We start from the raw sequence: 16,650 nt of genomic DNA, 5'->3' as shown, positions 1-16,650 counted from the left end.
ACCCCATCGTCGCCCGGTCGTCCGAATCGGACGGTCCCCGAGAGAGATCGAGGGGCCGGGCAGGGAGCGACAGCCGAGCCCGGCACCCGCCCGCGATGACACCGCGCCGCCGGACACCCCGAGCGTGCGCGCGTCCGCGGCCGCCCGCCCATCCCGTCCGTCCCGATCCGAGAAGCACGATATGTCGATCGACCTCAGCACACCTCCGGTGCCGTTCTCGTTCGAGGTCTACCCGCCCAGGTCCGAGGCGGGCATCCTCGCCCTCCACGAGACCATCCGGCAGCTGGCGGCCGCGTGCCCGCGATTCATCTCCGTCACCTACGGCGCGGGCGGATCCACCGGCGGGCGCTCCCTCGACCTGCTGCGGTTCATCCTCGCCGAGACCGCGGCGTCCCCGCTCGCCCACCTCACCTGCGTCGGCAACACGTACGCGGGCGCCAATGCGCTGATCCGGGAGTTCCTGGATGCCGGGGTCACGAGCTTCCTGGCGCTGCGCGGCGACCCGCCCGCCGGCGTCCGCGAGGATGAGACGTTCCTCGGCGATCTCGAGAGCTCGGCGCAGCTCGTCCAGCTCATCGACCGCGTGCAGGCGGAGCGCGCGCCGTACACCGAGCGCGAGATCCCGGGCGTCCCCGGCGCCGTGCAGGTCGAGCCGCGCACCAAGGTGGACATCGCCGTCGCGGCCTTCCCCAACGGGCACCCCCGGTCGCGGCATCCGCGCGAGCACATCGACGCGCTGCTCGCCAAGCAGGCGGCCGGTGCGACGCTCGCGATCACGCAGCTCTTCTTCCACGCCGACGACTACCTCGCGTTCGTCCAGCGTTCGCGCGACGCCGGCGTGACGATCCCGATTCTGCCGGGCATCATGCCGATCACCTCGCCGTCGCGGCTGCGCCGCGTGCTCGAGCTCAGCGACGAGGAGCTGCCCGCCGAGCTCGCCATCGCGCTCGAGGTCGAGCCCACCGCCGAGGGCCAGCGCGCGCTCGGGATCGAGTACGCCGCCGGACTCGCCCGCGACGTCGTCGCCGGGGGCGCTCCCGGCGTTCACCTGTACGCCTTCAACAGCCACGAAACGGTGCTCGCGGTGCTGCGCGACGCCGGGATCCTCACCCACCCCCTCGAAAAGGAAGTCGCACGATGACCGACACCACCCCCGCCTTCCCCCGCGGCACGATCCTCGGCTACCCCCGGATCGGTCGCCGTCGCGAGCTCAAGCGCGCCGTCGAGGCCCACTGGGCCGGCACGACCGATGCAGCCGCGCTCGAGCAGACCGCCGCCGACCTGCGTCGCGCGACGCGCGAGCGCCTCGCCGAGCTCGGCCTCGGCCGCGACGACTCGTCGATCCCCGAGTCGTTCTCGTACTACGACCAGGTCCTCGACGCCGCTGTCGCCGTCGGTGCGCTGCCGGAGCGGTTCGCCGACCTACGCGAGGCCGACGGCACGATCGGCCTCGGCGCGTACTTCACCGCCGCGCGCGGCGCCGGTGAGAACGCCCCTCTCGAGATGACGAAGTGGTTCGACACCAACTACCACTACCTCGTTCCCGAGATCGGACCCGAGACGGCGTTCGCCCTGTCGAGCGAGCGGTTCTCAAGCCAGGTCGCCGAGGCGAAGTCGGATGGCTTCACCGTTCGCCCGGTCGTCGTCGGGCCGGTCACCCTGCTCGCGCTGGCGAAGGCGACGGATGCCGCGCCCGAGGGCTTCTACCCGCTCAGCCGTCTCGACGACCTCCTGCCCGTGTACGCCGAACTCCTGGGCGCGCTGCGCGCCGCGGGAGCCGAGTGGGTGCAGCTCGACGAGCCCGCCCTCGTCAGCGAGAGCCTGCCGGCGTCGCCGGCGGCGCTCGCCGATGCGGCTGCACGCGCGTACGCCGTGCTCGGCGGCGCGTCGGACCGCCCTTCGATCCTCGTGACGGCCGGCTACGCCCAGCTCTCACCCGAGGCGTGGACGGCGCTCGCCGCTGCGCCCGTCGAGGCGCTCGCGATCGATCTGACGCGCGGCTCGGCGCCGGCCGCAGCCCACGGTCTGGCGGGCAAGACGCTCGTCGGCGGGGTGATCGACGGCCGCAACATCTGGCGCGGGGACCTCGCCGCCGCGTGGACGAAGCTCACGGCCCTCGAGGCGCTCGGCGCGGCTCAGGTGTCGGCCGGCACGTCGACGTCGCTGCAGCACGTCCCGCACGACGTCGAGGACGAGACGGCGCTCGACCCGCGTCTGGTGTCGTGGCTGGCCTTCGCCGACCAGAAGACCGGACAGGTCGTGACCCTCGCACGGGGTCTCGCCGAGGGCGCCGACTCGATCGCGGACGAGGTGGCCGCGGCATCCGCTGCCCTCGCCGACCGGCGGAGCGCGCCCGGCGTGCGCGACGGCGCCGTGCGCCAGCGCGCCGCCGCACTGACCCCGGCGGACTTCGACCGCGGCGACTACGAGGCACGGGTCGCCGCCCAGGAGGCCGCGCTCGACCTTCCCGTGCTGCCGACGACCACGATCGGCTCGTTCCCGCAGACCGGCGACATCCGCCGCGCACGTGCGCGCCACGGCAAGGGCGAGATCACCACGGAGGAGTACGAGCAGTTCCTCCGCGACGAGATCGCCCGCGTCGTGACGCTGCAGGAGGACCTCGGGCTCGACGTGCTGGTGCACGGCGAGGCCGAGCGCAACGACATGGTGCAGTACTTCGCCGAGAACCTCGACGGGTTCGACGTCACGCAGCACGGCTGGGTTCAGTCGTACGGTTCGCGTGCGACGCGTCCCTCGATCCTGTGGGGTGACGTGTCACGGCCGGCGCCGATCACGGTGGCGTGGTCGACGTTCGCGCAGTCGCTCACCGCCAAGCCGATGAAGGGCATGCTGACGGGCCCGGTGACGATCCTGGCGTGGTCGTTCGTGCGCGACGACCAGCCGCTCGCCGACACCGCCAACCAGGTGGCCCTGGCACTGCGTGACGAGATCGCCGACCTCGAGGCCGCCGGCATCGGCGTGATCCAGGTCGACGAGCCGGCGCTGCGCGAGCTCCTGCCGCTGAAGAAAGCCGATCAGCCGGCGTACCTCGAGTGGTCGGTCGGGTCGTTCCGGCTGTCGACGGCGGGCGCGGCCGAGGCGACCCAGGTGCACACCCACCTCTGCTACTCGGAGTTCGACGTCGTCATCGACGCGATCGCAGCGCTCGACGCCGACGTGACGTCGATCGAGGCCGCGCGCAGTCGCGGCGAGGTGATCGGCGACATCGCCGAGTCGGGCTTCACGCACGGCGTGGGTCCGGGCGTCTACGACATCCACTCGCCGCGCGTCCCGTCGGCCGGTGAGGTCGCCGAGCTGCTCGACCGCGCCGCGACCGAGCTGCCGCTGCGGCAGGTGTGGGTGAACCCGGACTGCGGTCTCAAGACCCGCGGCTACGACGAGACCGTCGAGTCGCTGCGCAACATCATCGAGGCGACGCGCACGATCCGCGCGAAGGTGGGTGCCGCGGTCTAGTTCTTCACGTCTTGCGAGAGCGGATCGGATGCCGCGGCCACGTCGGCCGCGGCATCCGTGGTCACCGGCTCGGGCTCGATGATGTCGCTCTCGACCACGATGTCGCCCTCGACGGGGTGCTCCTCCTCGCGGCGCTGCAGCAGCTCGAGGAGCCACGCGACGGCGAAGGCCACCACGATCACCAGCACGACGTCGCCGAACGACAGCGGTCGCAGGGCGAAGAGCCACAGCACCGCGAGGACGGCGATGATCGTGCGCACGAGCACACGCGAGCGTGCGAGCCAGGCGCCGAAGCCGCGGGTGTCGAGGCCGCGGGCGGCGAGCTGGCGGCGGGCGGACGAGTTGACGGAGCGGACCGCGCTGCGGGTGCCCTGCGCGGCGGCGGAGCGGCCCATCGCCCAGCCCAGCAGCGCGACGAACACGCCGAGCACGCTCAGCACGATCGCCGTCTGCGTCATCGCGCCGACGACCTGCTCGTAGATCACGCCGAGGCCGGCGGGGGAGAGGCCGAGATCGGAGGCCACCGTACCCATCACGGTATCCCCGACGGAGAGGCCGATCGCGAGCGCGCCGGCGCCGATCGCGATGGCGAGGCCCGTGCCGAGCACGGCGAGGCTGCGCCGACGGGCCACGGCGATGCCGAGCCCGAACAGGACGAGAGTGAGGACCGGGAGCCACCAGCCGAGTGACGTCGCGAGGGCGTATCCGGTGCGGACGGCGGCGAGGTTGTCGCCCTTGCCCACGATGACGACCCTGTCGATCTCGGGGATGAGCTGTGCGGCGCTCACGCCCCGGTCGACCAGACGCTGCTTGACGGCGTCGACGACGGCGCCGAGCTGGATGCCGACGCCCTCATCGGTGCGCACCACCAGGCCCCCGCCGTCCGACGTCGCCGCCGTGGTGAGGGCGCGATGGGCGGCGCGCGTCGCGGTGGCCCACACGTCGGAGAACGCATCGGATTCCACGACGCGGGTGACCGCCTCGTTGACCAGGTTCTCGAGCCCGCTCGCCGCCGGGGCCTCCAGCAGGCCGAGCGCCTGGGCGGCCCGGGGCGGGAGCCCGAGGTCGGCGATGCCGTCGAACACGTTGGCCGTCAGAGTCTGGAAGTCGACCTGGTCGTTGATCGCCTCCATCGCCTCGTCGATGACCATCGCCTGCACGGCGCGGTCGTCGACGAGCGGAGCAAGGGTCGCGACGAACGCGTCTTCCTCGACGAGCTGGACGCGGGCCCACGCCGTGACGATCGACACCGGCACGAGGATGGCGGCGATGACGATGCACAGCGCGGAGACCCACGCCCGCCATCGTCCGCCGGACGGGGCAGGCGTTGCGGCGGCGGTCTCGGCCGCGAGCCGTGCGTTCTCCCGTTCGAGCTCGCGGATGCGTGCTTCGAGCGTTTGCGCGTCAGCGGTGTCGATGTCGCTCATGCCGCCATTGTGGCGGACGGTGGCCCATCGCGCCGGAGTTTCACCCGCCGGGGGTGATCAGACGGCGCGGAGGACCGCGACGACCTTTCCGAGCACGACGGCCTCGTCGCCGAGGATCGGCTCGAACGCCGAGTTGCGGGGAAGGAGCCACGTGTGCCCGTCGCGCTGGCGGAACGTCTTCACCGTCGCCTCGCCGTCCAGCATCGCGGCGACGATCTCGCCGTTGTCGGCCGTGGCCTGCGAGCGCACGACCACCCAGTCGCCGTCGCAGATGGCGGCGTCGATCATCGACTCGCCCGACACCTTCAGCATGAACAGGTCGCCCTTGCCCACCAACTGGCGGGGGAGCGGGAAGATCTCCTCGACCTGCTGCTCGGCGGTGATGGGGACGCCGGCGGCGATCCGGCCGACGAGGGGCACGAGGGCGGCGTCGCCCACCGAGGGGGCTGCGTCGTCGGGGTTCTCGGTGGAGGCGCCCGGCAGGTCGATCAGCACCTCCATCGCGCGGGTCTTGCCCGCGTCGCGCCTCAGGTAGCCGCTCAGCTCGAGCTGGTTGAGCTGGTGCGTCACGCTCGAGAGCGACTTCAGCCCGACGGCGTCGCCGATCTCGCGCATGCTCGGCGGATAGCCGTGGCGCGCGATCGAGCGCTGAATGACCTCGAGGATCGCGAGCTGCTTGTCGCTGAGGCTCTTGCGCCGTCGCGTCTGCGGCCTCTCGCGCCCGGTGGCGTCGCTCATGTCCGGCTCCTGTCTCGCCGCCTCGGAGAGGGCTCCGGGAGTGCAGCGGTCTTCGAATGTCGGAGGCCCGTGGTGGGGTTCTCGTATCGAAACCGTATCCGGCTCCGACGCTCGAAGGGAACACCGCGACCGCGTGTCGCGTTCGAGAGATCGAACCCGGATCGGCCCCTTGACATCGTAGAACATCGAAGATAACTTCGGTACAGAGATTCGCATCCTCTGCTCCCGGCCGAGCGGCGGGTGCGAATCTCTCCCCAGCAGGAGGAGCAGAACATGAGCACCATCGGCATCACGTCGCCCGCTTTCGCGGGTTCCGCCTTCGCCCGGCCCGCACGTTCGACGCGCCTGCGCCTCACGCTCCGCGGTCGTCGTGTGCTCGCGACGCTCGCTGCGATCCCCGCCGTCGTCGCGATCAGCCTTGCGATGGTCTCGGGCGGCACGGCGCTCGCCAGCCGCGACGCGGGTACCGCTCCGGAGTCGTTCTCCACCGTCACCGTCTCGTTCGGCGACACGCTGTGGTCCATCGCCGAGACCGTGGCCCCACAGGCAGACCCGCGCGACGTCATCGATGCCATCGTCCGCCTCAACGCGCTCGAGGGCGTGTCGCTCGAAGCCGGGCAGAGCCTGGCGATCCCGGCCGAGTACGACTCGAGCCGCTGACGTCGATTCGGTGCCGCTGCTCGTCACAGGGCGCGGCGCGGACCCCGGCATCCGGAGCCGTCTCCCGCCGACACACGCGGCAGGTGAGCGGTACCGCCCCCGTACCATGTGAGGGGTGAGTCCACGTCTCGAAGACCTTCCCCTACGCGACGACCTCCGCGGAATGACGCCTTACGGCGCTCCGCAGGCGCCGCTGCCCATCGCGCTGAACGTCAACGAGAACACGCATCCCGTCCCGCAGGACGTGGCCGACGACATCATGGACTCGATCGCACTCGCGCTGCGGGACGTCAATCGCTATCCCGACCGCGAGTTCACGGCACTGCGCGAGGGGTTCGCCGACTATCTCGGCCACGGTCTGACGCGCGAGCAGATCTGGGCCGCGAACGGCTCCAATGAGGTGCTGCAGCACGTCCTGCAGGCCTTCGCCGGACCGGGCCGCACCGCGTTCGGGTTCGCGCCGACGTACTCGATGTACCCGCTGCTCACTCGTGCGACCGGCGCGTCCTGGCTCGCCGGAACCCGTGCTTCCGACTACAGCGTCGACGCCTCGGACGCGGCGGCTCAGGTGGCGGATGCCGCTCCCGACGTCGTCTTCCTGTGCGCGCCGAACAACCCGACCGGCACGCCGCTCGGCCTCGACGTGATCGAGGCGGTCTACGACGCGACCGACGGCGTGGTCGTCGTCGACGAGGCGTACTTCGAGTTCGCGCCGCGTGACGAGCGGTCCGCCCTCACGCTCCTTCCCAACCGGGAGCGGCTCGTCGTCTCGCGCACGATGAGCAAGGCCTTCGCCTTCGCCGGCGCGCGGGTCGGGTACCTCGCCGCCGACCCGACCCTCATCGACGCCCTGCGCCTGGTGCGACTGCCGTATCACCTGAGCGCGCTGACGCAGGCCGCGGCATCCGCTGCTCTTCGGCACGCCCCCACGATGCTGCGGATGGTCGACGAGATCGTCGCGCAGCGCGACCGCATCAGCGCCACCGTCGAAGCGCTCGGCTACACGCCGCACGAGACGTGGACGAACTTCGTGCTGTTCGGAGGGGTGGCCGACCCCGCGACGACGTGGCAGGCGCTCTACGACCGCGGAGTGCTGATCCGCGACGTCGGGATCCCGAACCACCTGCGCGTCACCGCGGGAACCGAAGAGGAGACCACCGCGTTCCTCGACGCACTGGCCTCGGTAGGATCGACATCATGAGCGCCGCTCCGCGTACCGCGTCCCTGCGACGCTCCACCAGCGAATCGACCGTCGAGCTCGAGCTCGACCTCGATGGCACCGGCCGCAGCCGGATCGACACGACGGTCCCGTTCTTCGATCACCTGCTGACGGCGTTCGCGAAGCACTCGCTGACCGACCTCACCGTCCGCGCATCGGGCGACACCGAGATCGACGCGCACCACACGGTCGAAGACATCTCGATCGTGCTCGGGCAGGCGATCCGCGAGGCCCTCGGCGACAAGTCGGGCATCTCGCGCTACGGCGACGCGCTGGTGCCGCTCGACGAGGCCCTCGCGCAGGCGGTGGTCGACATCAGCGGCCGCCCGTACCTGGTGCACGAAGGTGAGCCTGCTGGTTTCGAGCACCACCTCATCGGCGGCCACTTCACGGGGTCGCTCGTGCGTCACACCTTCGAGGCGATCTCGTTCCAGGCTGCCCTCACGGTGCACGTGCGCGTGATCTCGGGCCGCGACCCGCACCACATCGCCGAAGCGGAGTACAAGGCGTTCGCCCGCGCGTTCCGCCAGGCCAAGGCCCTCGACCCTCTGGTCGAGGGCATCCCCAGCACCAAGGGCGCTCTGTGAGCTCGCAGCCCCTCGTCGCGGTCCTCGACTACGGATCGGGCAACGTGCACTCGGCCGTCAAGGCGCTGGCTGCCGCCGGTGCCGACGCGCGCCTGACGTCCGACCGCGCCCTCGTCCTCGAAGCCGACGGGCTCGTGGTTCCCGGCGTCGGCGCCTTCCGTGCGGTCATGGAGTCGCTCAAGGCGAGCCGCGGCGACGAACTGATCGGCCGCCGGTTGTCGGGCGGGCGCCCGGTGCTCGGCATCTGCGTCGGCATGCAGGTGCTGTTCGAGCACGGTGTCGAGCGCGGCGTCGACACCGAGGGCATGGGCGAGTGGCCGGGGGCCGTCACCGAGCTCGATGCGCCGGTGCTGCCGCACATGGGGTGGAACACCGTCGACGCGGGGGAGGGGTCGCGCCTCTTCCGCGGCATCGAGGACGAGCGGTTCTACTTCGTCCACTCGTACGGAGCGCAGAAGTGGCTGCTCGACGTGCAGCCGCCCTTCCCCGAGCCCACGCTCACGTGGTGCACCTACGGCCAGCCGTTCCTCGCGGCGGTCGAGAACGGCCCGCTGTCGGCGACCCAGTTCCACCCCGAGAAGTCGGGGGATGCCGGCATCCGGCTGCTCGCGAATTGGATCGACGGCCTCGGCGGGGCTACCCTCTGAAACCGTGCCGTCTGCGGGAGCGAACTCCTTCCGAGACCTTCCCGCACGAGGAGCCATGAACGATTTCGCCTCAATGCCCGAACTGATCCTGCTGCCCGCGGTCGACGTCGCCGGTGGCAAGGCCGTGCGCCTGACCCAGGGGGAGGCGGGCACCGAGACGAGCTACGGCGACCCCGTCGACGCGGCCCTCGACTTCGCGCGCCAGGGCGCGCAGTGGATCCACCTCGTCGATCTCGACGCCGCCTTCGGACGCGGCAGCAACGCCGGCGTCATGCGCAAGGTCATCAAGCAGGTCAAGGGCGTGCAGGTCGAGCTCTCGGGCGGCATCCGCGATGACCGCACCCTCGAGGCCGCCCTCGAGAGCGGCGCGGCGCGCATCAACCTCGGCACCGCGGCGCTGGAGAACCCCGAATGGGCCGCCGACGTGATCGGCCGATACGGCGATGTCATCGCCGTCGGTCTCGACGTGCGCGGCACGACGCTCGCGGCGCGCGGCTGGACGCGCGACGGCGGCGACCTGTGGACCGTGCTCGACCGCCTCGAGGCGGCCGGGTGCAGCCGCTACGTCGTGACGGACGTCACCAAGGACGGCACGCTGCAGGGCCCCAACGTCGACCTCCTCCGTGAGATGACCACACGCACCCCGAAGCCGATCGTCGCCTCGGGCGGCGTTTCGAGCCTCGACGACATCGCGGCGCTGCGCGAGCTCGTGCCGCTAGGCGTCGAAGGCGCCATCGTCGGCAAGGCCCTCTATGCCGGCGCGTTCACGCTGGCAGAGGCGCTGGATGTCGCCGGACACTGACCCGCACGGTCACGCGCACCCGCACGCGGGTGACGCCGCGCATGCCGACTCCGCCGGCGTGCCGTGGGAGGGGCGGAGCTTTCACTCGAATCCCCACTCCGGCGACGACGGCTCGGCCGATCCGGCGCTCCTCGGCGCGCTGCTCGCCTTCCGGGACGGCACGGGCAGTCAGGCTGAGGTCGTCGACGCCTACCGCTCTGCCCGCCTGCTGATCCCGCTGCTCGCCGAGAAGGGCGACGAGGGCATCGGCGCCCATGGTCTCGCCGTCGACAAGACCCAGGAGCTGTCGATCGTCACGGTCGCGGCTCCCGACGGCCGCCGGGTGCTGCCGGTGTTCACGTCGGTGCAGGCGATGGGACGGTGGGATGCCTCGGCCCGGCCGGTGCCCGCCGACGGTCCGCGGACTGCGGCCGCGGCATCCGCCGACGACACCGACCTCATCGTGATCGACCCCGGCTCGCCCACGGAGTTCGTGATCCGGCGCCCCGCGGTCTGGGCGATCGCGCAGGGACACGCCTGGGAGCCGAGCTTCGCCTCGCCGGAGGTCTTCTCGGGGCTGCAGCAGAGCATCGGCGGCGAGCTGGCCGTGATCGACCTCGCCATCGAGCCCGGCGACCCCGACGCGCGCCTGCGGGGCCCGGAACTGGTGGTTCGCCTGCAGCTCATCCACGGCCTCGACCAGGCCGAGCTCGACGCCGTGCTGTCGCGCCTCGCGTCGCGCTGGGCGGCCGACGACCGCATCGCGGTGCTGGTCGATTCGCTCACGGTCAAGCTCGTCCGTGCCTGAGGGTCGGGACCGGTGCAGTGACTCCGCCTGCACTTGCGGGTCGCGCCGGGGCGGCGGAGGATCGGCTCCGGAGGTGCCCATGGACGGGACGGCGGATGAGTACCGCGAGGCGCTCGACGCCGCGCACCGGCACGCGCTCGCGTGGCTCGAGTCGACGGCGGAGCGGCCCATCCGCCCCGATCTCGATGCCGAGGGGATGCTCGGGCGTCTGCGTCGCGAGCTTCCCGAGGAGGGAGCGGATGCCGCGGCAGTAGTCGACGAACTCGCCGAGGCGGCCGAGCCGGGCCTCATGGCCATGGGCTCGCCGCGGTTCTACGGGTTCGTGATCGGCGGTGCCTATCCCGCGGCGCTGGCCGCGGACTGGCTCGTCTCGGCGTGGGACCAGAACACCGGCTCGCGCCAGCCGACGCCGGCGACCGCCGCGGTCGAGGAAGTCGCCGCGGCCTGGCTGCTCGATCTCCTCGGACTGCCCGGCGACAGCGGCGTCGGCTTCGCCACCGGCGCCACGAGCGCAAACCTCTCCTGCCTCGTCACCGGTCGTGACGCGGTGCTGCGCGCCCGAGGCTTCGACCCGGTGTCGGACGTGCGCAAGGCGCCGCGCGTTCGCTTCCTCGCCGGCGCCGCCGTGCATACGTCGGTCGTGCTCGGCGGACGACTGTCGGGCATGGGCGCGCCCCGGACCGTCGGAGCCGACGCCGAGGGGCGCATCGACGTCGACGGGCTGCGCCGCTCCCTCGCCGAGGACGACGCGCCGACCGTCGTGGCCCTCCAGGCCGGCGACGTGCACTCAGGCGCGTTCGACGACTTCACATCGGCGATCGCCGTCGCGCGTGAGGCGGGCGCCTGGGTGCACGTCGACGGCGCGTTCGGACTGTGGGCGGCGGCGAGCCCGCGCTTCGCCGCGCTCACCGCCGGTCTCTCCGACGCCGACTCGTGGGCGACCGACGCGCACAAGACCTTGAACGTGCCGTACGACTGCGGGGTGGCGATCGTGCGCGATGAGGCGGCGATGACGGCATCCCTCGGCGCTCACGCGTCCTACCTGCCCGCCGTGGCCAGCGTCTCCGACCCCTACGACCGCGTTGCCGAGCTCTCGCGCCGCGCGCGGGGCGTGCCGGTGTGGGCGGTGCTGCGCTCGCTCGGACGGCGAGGGGTCGTCGCGCTCGTGGACGGGCTGGCGGATGCTGCGTCCGGCCTTGCGGAGGGATTCCGGGGGATCGACGGGCTCGACGTGCTGAATGACGTCGTCTTCACGCAGGTGTGCCTCGCCGCACGCGACGACGCGTCGACCGCCGCGCTGGGGGAGTGGCTGCGCGCCGAAGGGACCGTGTGGGCGTCATCCTCGTCCTGGCACGGCCGCACCGTGGTGCGTTTCGCGGTGAGCAACCGCGGCACCGACGCAGAGGCGGTGCACCGCACCGTCGAGACGGTGGCGCGCGGGGCCGCCGCGCTCGGGATCAGCCGCTGAGGAGCGCGCGCACCGTCAGTTGACCGGGCCGGTCCACTTCTCGCCGGGCCCCTTGCCGATCGGGTCGGGGATGGTCGATGCCTCGCGGAACGCGAGCTGAAGCGAGCGCAGACCGTCACGCAGGGAGCGGGCGTGCATGTCGCTGATCTCGGGCGCACCGGCCGTGATGAGCCCGGCGAGGGCGTTGATGAGCTTGCGCGCCTCGTCGAGGTCGGTCTGCGTCGAGGGATCGTCGGCGAGTCCGACCTTCACGGCCGCGGCGCTCATGAGGTGCACGGCGGCGGTGGTGATGACCTCGACCGCGGGGACGTCGGCGATGTCGCGGGTGGCGGCTGAGGCGGCTCGCTCCTGCTCCTCCCAGCGGGCGTGGCGGTCGTCGTCGGAGGGCGGAATCGTGGTCACGCGTTTCTCTCTGCTAAACTCGTGCGGGCTCCGGTGCGTTCTGCACCGGATTGAAAGAGGATCACATCCCACCCGCGCTTGCCGTTCAAGGCTACCGGGTCACGCACTCCGCCCCGACCGTTCTGCGGCCGGGGTAGCCGCTCGAGGCGGGAACAGGGTGCAGAAGGCCGGCGTTCGAGCGTCGTGCCGGGTGGAATGAGTGACTCTTCCACCCGCGGCGCACCCTGTGTCGTGGTGGCCATCACCCGCACGAAGGAGCTCCGCATCAGCGATCCCCGCACCAACGACCGCATCCGCGTGCCCGAGGTTCGCCTCGTCGGCCCGAACGGAGAGCAGGTCGGCGTCGTCCGCATCGAGGTGGCGCTGCGCCTGGCTCAGGAAGCCGACCTCGATCTCGTCGAGGTGGCCCCGAACTCGAAGCCCCCCGTGGTCAAGATCATGGACTACGGCAAGTTCAAGTACGAGGCTGCGCAGAAGGCCAAGGAAGCGCGTCGCAATCAGGCCAACACCGTCCTCAAAGAGGTCCGGTTCCGTTTGAAGATCGAGGCCCACGACTACACGACCAAGCTCAAGCGCGCCGAGGGCTTCCTCCAGGCGGGTGACAAGGTCAAGGCCATGATCCTGTTCCGCGGCCGCGAGCAGTCGCGTCCCGAGCAGGGTGTGCGTCTCCTCCGCAAGTTCGCAGAGGATGTGGCCGAGTTCGGCACGGTCGAGTCGAATCCCACGATCGACGGCCGCAACATGGTGATGGTCGTCGCGCCCCACAAGAACAAGTCCGAGGTCAAGACGGAGCAGAACGCCCAGCGCGCTGCGAACAAGGAAGCCGCGCGGTCCGCCCGCGGCGGCGCCGCCGTCGACGAGGGCGAGACCGAAGCTCCGTCCGAGCCCGCTTCCGCCGAGTAGGACCCCACAGACTCCCGCACCGCGGGACACCGACTCCCGCTTCGCGGGATGGAAACGAAGGAAGAAGAGATGCCGAAGCAGAAGACCCACTCGGGTGCCAAGAAGCGCTTCAAGCTCACCGGTAAGGGAAAGCTGATGAAGCAGCAGGCGAACATGCGCCACAACCTCGAGGGCAAGTCGTCGCGCCGCACGCGTCGCCTCAACCAGGAGCAGGTCCTGGCCCCGGGTGACGCCAAGGTCGCCAAGAAGCTCCTCGGCCTCTGAGCGCCGACGCACGATAGGAAACAGTAGAAATGGCTAGAGTCAAGCGGGCAGTAAACGCCCACAAGAAGCGTCGCGTCATCCTCGAGCGCGCGTCCGGTTACCGCGGACAGCGTTCGCGCCTGTACCGCAAGGCGAAGGAGCAGGTCACCCACTCGCTCGTCTACGCGTACCGCGACCGTCGCAAGCGCAAGGGCGACTTCCGCCGCCTGTGGATCCAGCGCATCAACGCTGCGAGCCGCCAGAACGGCATCACGTACAACCGCTTCATGCAGGGCCTCGGCCTTGCCGGCGTGCAGGTCGACCGCCGCATGCTCGCCGAGCTCGCGGTCAACGAGCCCGCCGTGTTCGCCTCGCTCGTCGAGACGGCCAAGAAGGCGCTCCCCGAGAACGTCAACGCTCCGAAGAGCGCCTGACACCTCGCACGTTTCACGAAAGGGGCGTCCTCCTCCGGGAGGGCGCCCCTTTCGCGTCCGTGGGGGTGGGAGAGCGAGCGAGCGGATGCCGCGACCTAGACTGAAACCGTGCTCGAGAACCCTCGCTCTCCGCGCGTCCGCGCCGTCGCGAAGCTGACGAAGCGCAGCGCGCGCCAGGAGACCGGACTCTTCCTGCTGGAAGGCCCCCAGGCGGCCCGCGAAGCGCTGGCGTACCGGCCCGACACGCTGGTCGAGATCTTCGCGACCCCGACGGCCATGGAGCGTCACACCGACGTCCGCGACGCGGCGCGCGACGCCGGCCTCGAGGTCGTCTTCACGACGGAAGACGTGCTCGACGCGATGGCCGACACCGTCACGCCGCAGGGCATCGTGGCAGTCGCCCGCCAGTCGCCCACGTCGGTCCGCGAGGTCTTCGCGGCCTCGCCTCGCCTGGTCGCGATCTGCGAGGAGGTGCGCGACCCCGGCAACCTCGGCACGATCATCCGGGCAGCGGACGCCGCGGGCGCCGACGCCGTCGTGCTCACCGGCCGCACGGTCGACCCGTACAACCCCAAGGTCGTGCGCGCGACGACCGGCTCGCTGTTCCACCTGCCGGTCGCCGTGGGCGTCGATCTGGCGTCGGCGGTCGAGAAGGCGCATGCCGCAGGCGTGCGCGTCATCGCGGCCGACGTCGGCGGCGGCGACTTCCTGGCTTCGCGCGAGCTGCTCGCCGAGCCGACGGCGTGGCTGTTCGGAAACGAGGCTCGGGGTCTCGACGAGACGGCGCTGGCGCTCGCCGACATGTCGCTGCGTCTGCCGATCTATGGCGCAGCCGAATCGCTGAATCTGGCCACGGCAGCCAGCGTGTGCCTGTACGAGACGGCGTTCGCGCAGCGCGCGGCGGGCTGACGGCCGTTTGTTCTCGCGCTGTTACAAGACGGTAAAGACGCGGCGCGCTGGTGGCAGCGGGGAGTCCCCGGTCCTAGGGTTGCAGCTATGACGATGCCGGAAGACAGCGCGCCGAAGACGTCGAACATCAACGTCCGTCGCGGCGATCCCCTCGTGCAGATCACCGACGTGCAGAAGCACTACGGCGAGTTCCAAGCGCTGAAGGACATCGATCTCACGGTCAACCGTGGCGAGGTGGTCGTGGTCATCGGTCCGTCGGGATCGGGCAAGTCGACTCTTTGCCGCACGATCAACCGCCTCGAGACGATCACGAGCGGGACCATCATGATCGACGGCAAGGAGCTGCCGAAGGAGGGCAAGGACCTCGCGGCGCTCCGTGCCGACGTGGGCATGGTGTTCCAGTCCTTCAACCTCTTCGCGCATCTGTCGATCCTCGACAATGTCACGCTCGGCCCGATCAAGGTCAAGGGCATGAAGAAGGCCGAGGCCGAGAAGCTGGGCACGCAGCTGCTCGACCGCGTCGGCGTCGGCCACCAGGCCGCCAAGCTGCCGGCCCAGCTCTCCGGTGGCCAGCAGCAGCGCGTCGCCATCGCGCGGGCGCTCGCGATGCAGCCCAAGGTCATGCTGTTCGACGAGCCGACGAGCGCGCTCGACCCCGAGATGATCAACGAGGTCCTCGACGTCATGGTCGGCCTCGCACAGGACGGGATGACGATGATCGTCGTCACGCACGAGATGGGCTTCGCCCGCAAGGCGGCCGACCGCGTCGTGTTCATGGCCGACGGGCAGATCGTCGAGGAAGCCACGCCCGAGGAGTTCTTCACCCATCCGAAGAGCGACCGCGCGAAGGACTTCCTCTCGAAGCTCCTGACCCACTGATCCGGGTCAGGTCACGGCACCCAGGGAGGGAACCGAAGCACCACCAGCGCACGATCACTCCGCACGGACCCGAAACGTCGGACATACGGAACCAGTTCGCACACACACAGCAACCAGGAGGAACCATGCGTAAGTCACGGATCATCACCGGCATCGGCATTTCTGCCATCGCCATCCTCGCCCTCACCGCGTGCAACAGCGGCACGCCCGGCGCGGACCCCTCGGAACCCGGCGACGGCGGCGACGGAGAGACGACCGCGCTCTGGGAGGTCGCCTCGGACGTCTCGCTCGAGGGCAGCCCGACCTTCGACGCCATGACCGAGCGCGGCGGCGTCGTCGTCGGCGTGAAGAACGACCAGCCCGGACTCGGCTACGAGGACGCCACGACCGGTGAGCGCACCGGCTTCGACGTCGACATCGCACGCTGGGTCGCGGCATCCCTCGGCTTCGACGAGGACCAGATCGAGTACGTCACCATCCCGTCGGCCAACCGCGAGCAGGCGCTCGTGAACGGCGACGTCGACTACTACGTCGGCACCTACTCGATCACCGACACCCGCAAGGAGCTGATCGACTTCGCCGGCCCGTACTTCATCACGGGCCAGGGCCTGCTCGTCGCAGCCGACAACGAGGACATCAACGGCCCCGACGACCTCGAGGGCAAGATCGTCTGCTCGGTGACCGGTTCGACGCCGCTGCAGCGGATCCGCGACGAGTACAACCCCGGCGACACCGTCGAGTACGACACGTACTCGCAGTGCGTCGAGCAGCTCAAGGCGGGCTCCGTCGACGCGATCACGACCGACGAGGCGATCCTCGCCGGCTACGTGGCGCAGGACCCCGACAACCTGAAGATCGCCGGTGAGCCCTTCAGCGAGGAGCGCTACGGCATCGGCGTCGCCAAGGGCGACACCGCCATGGTCGAGCACATCAACACCCTGCTGACCGACGGCGGCGACGTGTGGACCGCGCTCTTCGAGGAGCACCTCGCACCGGCCGGCATCACGGGCGAGCAGCCCGAGGTCGACGCGGCCATGTGACACACGGTGGTGGGGGGGGGGGGGGGGGGGG

General features: G+C 70.8%; 18 protein-coding genes. 15 read left to right on the top strand and 3 right to left on the bottom strand.

The genetic code is table 11. The features are described from left to right. Positions 1–181 precede the first annotated feature (181 nt). Together H9622_RS00090 and metE are read left to right on the top strand one after the other, a co-directional pair. Positions 182–1,141 (top strand): methylenetetrahydrofolate reductase, encoded by a 960-nt coding sequence (locus H9622_RS00090; RefSeq protein ID WP_191763047.1) that lies wholly within the window; start codon positions 182–184, stop codon positions 1,139–1,141. Then, complete coding sequence (metE, locus tag H9622_RS00085; RefSeq protein ID WP_191763045.1) at positions 1,138–3,474, top strand: 5-methyltetrahydropteroyltriglutamate--homocysteine S-methyltransferase; 2,337 nt, start codon at positions 1,138–1,140, stop codon at positions 3,472–3,474. Before H9622_RS00090 ends, metE begins: the two co-directional genes overlap by 4 nt. On the opposite strand, the gene H9622_RS00080 is transcribed toward metE, so the two are convergent. Both H9622_RS00080 and lexA read right to left on the bottom strand, forming a co-directional pair. Continuing rightward, positions 3,471–4,901 (bottom strand): hypothetical protein, encoded by a 1,431-nt coding sequence (locus H9622_RS00080; protein WP_191763043.1) that lies wholly within the window; start codon positions 4,899–4,901, stop codon positions 3,471–3,473. The two genes, metE and H9622_RS00080, sit on opposite strands and share 4 nt — an antisense overlap. 57 nt (positions 4,902–4,958) lie before the next feature. Continuing rightward, positions 4,959–5,639 (bottom strand): transcriptional repressor LexA, encoded by a 681-nt coding sequence (gene lexA, locus H9622_RS00075; RefSeq protein WP_191763041.1) that lies wholly within the window; start codon positions 5,637–5,639, stop codon positions 4,959–4,961. Positions 5,640–5,912: 273 nt separating this feature from the next. Here lexA and H9622_RS00070 point away from each other — a divergent pair, with 273 nt between their 5' ends. The 7 genes from H9622_RS00070 to H9622_RS00040 all read left to right on the top strand — a co-directional run bounded on the left by H9622_RS00070 (position 5,913) and on the right by H9622_RS00040 (position 11,809). Continuing rightward, complete coding sequence (locus tag H9622_RS00070) at positions 5,913–6,299, top strand: LysM peptidoglycan-binding domain-containing protein (RefSeq protein ID WP_191763039.1); 387 nt, start codon at positions 5,913–5,915, stop codon at positions 6,297–6,299. 163 nt (positions 6,300–6,462) lie between these two features. Next, on the top strand, positions 6,463–7,500 hold the full coding sequence (locus tag H9622_RS00065; RefSeq protein WP_225221568.1) for a histidinol-phosphate transaminase: 1,038 nt from the start codon (positions 6,463–6,465) through the stop codon (positions 7,498–7,500). Beyond that, entirely contained in the window at positions 7,497–8,105 is a 609-nt protein-coding gene (gene hisB / locus H9622_RS00060) for an imidazoleglycerol-phosphate dehydratase HisB (protein WP_191763035.1), read from the top strand. Before H9622_RS00065 ends, hisB begins: the two co-directional genes overlap by 4 nt. Then, positions 8,102–8,752 (top strand): imidazole glycerol phosphate synthase subunit HisH, encoded by a 651-nt coding sequence (gene hisH, locus H9622_RS00055; protein ID WP_191763032.1) that lies wholly within the window; start codon positions 8,102–8,104, stop codon positions 8,750–8,752. The genes hisB and hisH overlap by 4 nt, the downstream gene beginning before the upstream one ends. 55 nt (positions 8,753–8,807) lie before the next feature. After that, positions 8,808–9,554, top strand: coding sequence for a bifunctional 1-(5-phosphoribosyl)-5-((5-phosphoribosylamino)methylideneamino)imidazole-4-carboxamide isomerase/phosphoribosylanthranilate isomerase PriA (gene priA, locus H9622_RS00050; RefSeq protein ID WP_191763031.1), 747 nt, complete (start codon positions 8,808–8,810; stop codon positions 9,552–9,554). Next, positions 9,538–10,341: an SseB family protein gene (locus tag H9622_RS00045; protein WP_191763029.1), complete on the top strand. Its 804-nt coding sequence runs from the start codon at positions 9,538–9,540 to the stop codon at positions 10,339–10,341. The genes priA and H9622_RS00045 overlap by 17 nt, the downstream gene beginning before the upstream one ends. Before the next feature lie 79 nt (positions 10,342–10,420). After that, on the top strand, positions 10,421–11,809 hold the full coding sequence (locus H9622_RS00040) for a pyridoxal phosphate-dependent decarboxylase family protein (protein WP_191763026.1): 1,389 nt from the start codon (positions 10,421–10,423) through the stop codon (positions 11,807–11,809). Between the two features lie 15 nt (positions 11,810–11,824). On the opposite strand, the gene H9622_RS00035 is transcribed toward H9622_RS00040, so the two are convergent. Beyond that, the gene (locus tag H9622_RS00035) at positions 11,825–12,202 is read right to left on the bottom strand and encodes a DUF1844 domain-containing protein (protein ID WP_404802853.1); all 378 of its coding nucleotides are present in this window, start codon (positions 12,200–12,202) and stop codon (positions 11,825–11,827) included. Positions 12,203–12,445: 243 nt separating this feature from the next. Between H9622_RS00035 and infC the strand changes: the two genes are divergently transcribed. From infC to H9622_RS00005, 6 genes are all read left to right on the top strand, one after another. Next, entirely contained in the window at positions 12,446–13,114 is a 669-nt protein-coding gene (infC, locus tag H9622_RS00030) for a translation initiation factor IF-3 (RefSeq protein WP_404802852.1), read from the top strand. 69 nt (positions 13,115–13,183) lie between these two features. Then, the gene (gene rpmI, locus H9622_RS00025; protein ID WP_191763019.1) at positions 13,184–13,378 is read left to right on the top strand and encodes a 50S ribosomal protein L35; all 195 of its coding nucleotides are present in this window, start codon (positions 13,184–13,186) and stop codon (positions 13,376–13,378) included. A 29-nt stretch (positions 13,379–13,407) separates the two neighbouring features. Beyond that, entirely contained in the window at positions 13,408–13,791 is a 384-nt protein-coding gene (gene rplT, locus H9622_RS00020) for a 50S ribosomal protein L20 (protein WP_191763017.1), read from the top strand. 108 nt (positions 13,792–13,899) lie between these two features. Beyond that, a complete protein-coding gene (locus tag H9622_RS00015) occupies positions 13,900–14,700 on the top strand; it encodes a TrmH family RNA methyltransferase (RefSeq protein ID WP_191763015.1) in 801 nt (266 codons plus the stop codon). Positions 14,701–14,787: 87 nt separating this feature from the next. Beyond that, entirely contained in the window at positions 14,788–15,579 is a 792-nt protein-coding gene (locus tag H9622_RS00010; RefSeq protein ID WP_375992958.1) for an amino acid ABC transporter ATP-binding protein, read from the top strand. 125 nt (positions 15,580–15,704) lie between these two features. Then, the gene (locus H9622_RS00005; RefSeq protein ID WP_191763013.1) at positions 15,705–16,619 is read left to right on the top strand and encodes a glutamate ABC transporter substrate-binding protein; all 915 of its coding nucleotides are present in this window, start codon (positions 15,705–15,707) and stop codon (positions 16,617–16,619) included. The last annotated feature ends 31 nt before the right edge of the window (positions 16,620–16,650 follow it).

It is taken from the genome of Microbacterium gallinarum (assembly GCF_014837165.1).
GTDB lineage: Bacteria > Actinomycetota > Actinomycetes > Actinomycetales > Microbacteriaceae > Microbacterium > Microbacterium gallinarum.
The sequence above is the reverse complement of the archived record's forward strand: the minus strand, read 5'-3'. Positions and strand labels throughout refer to the sequence as shown.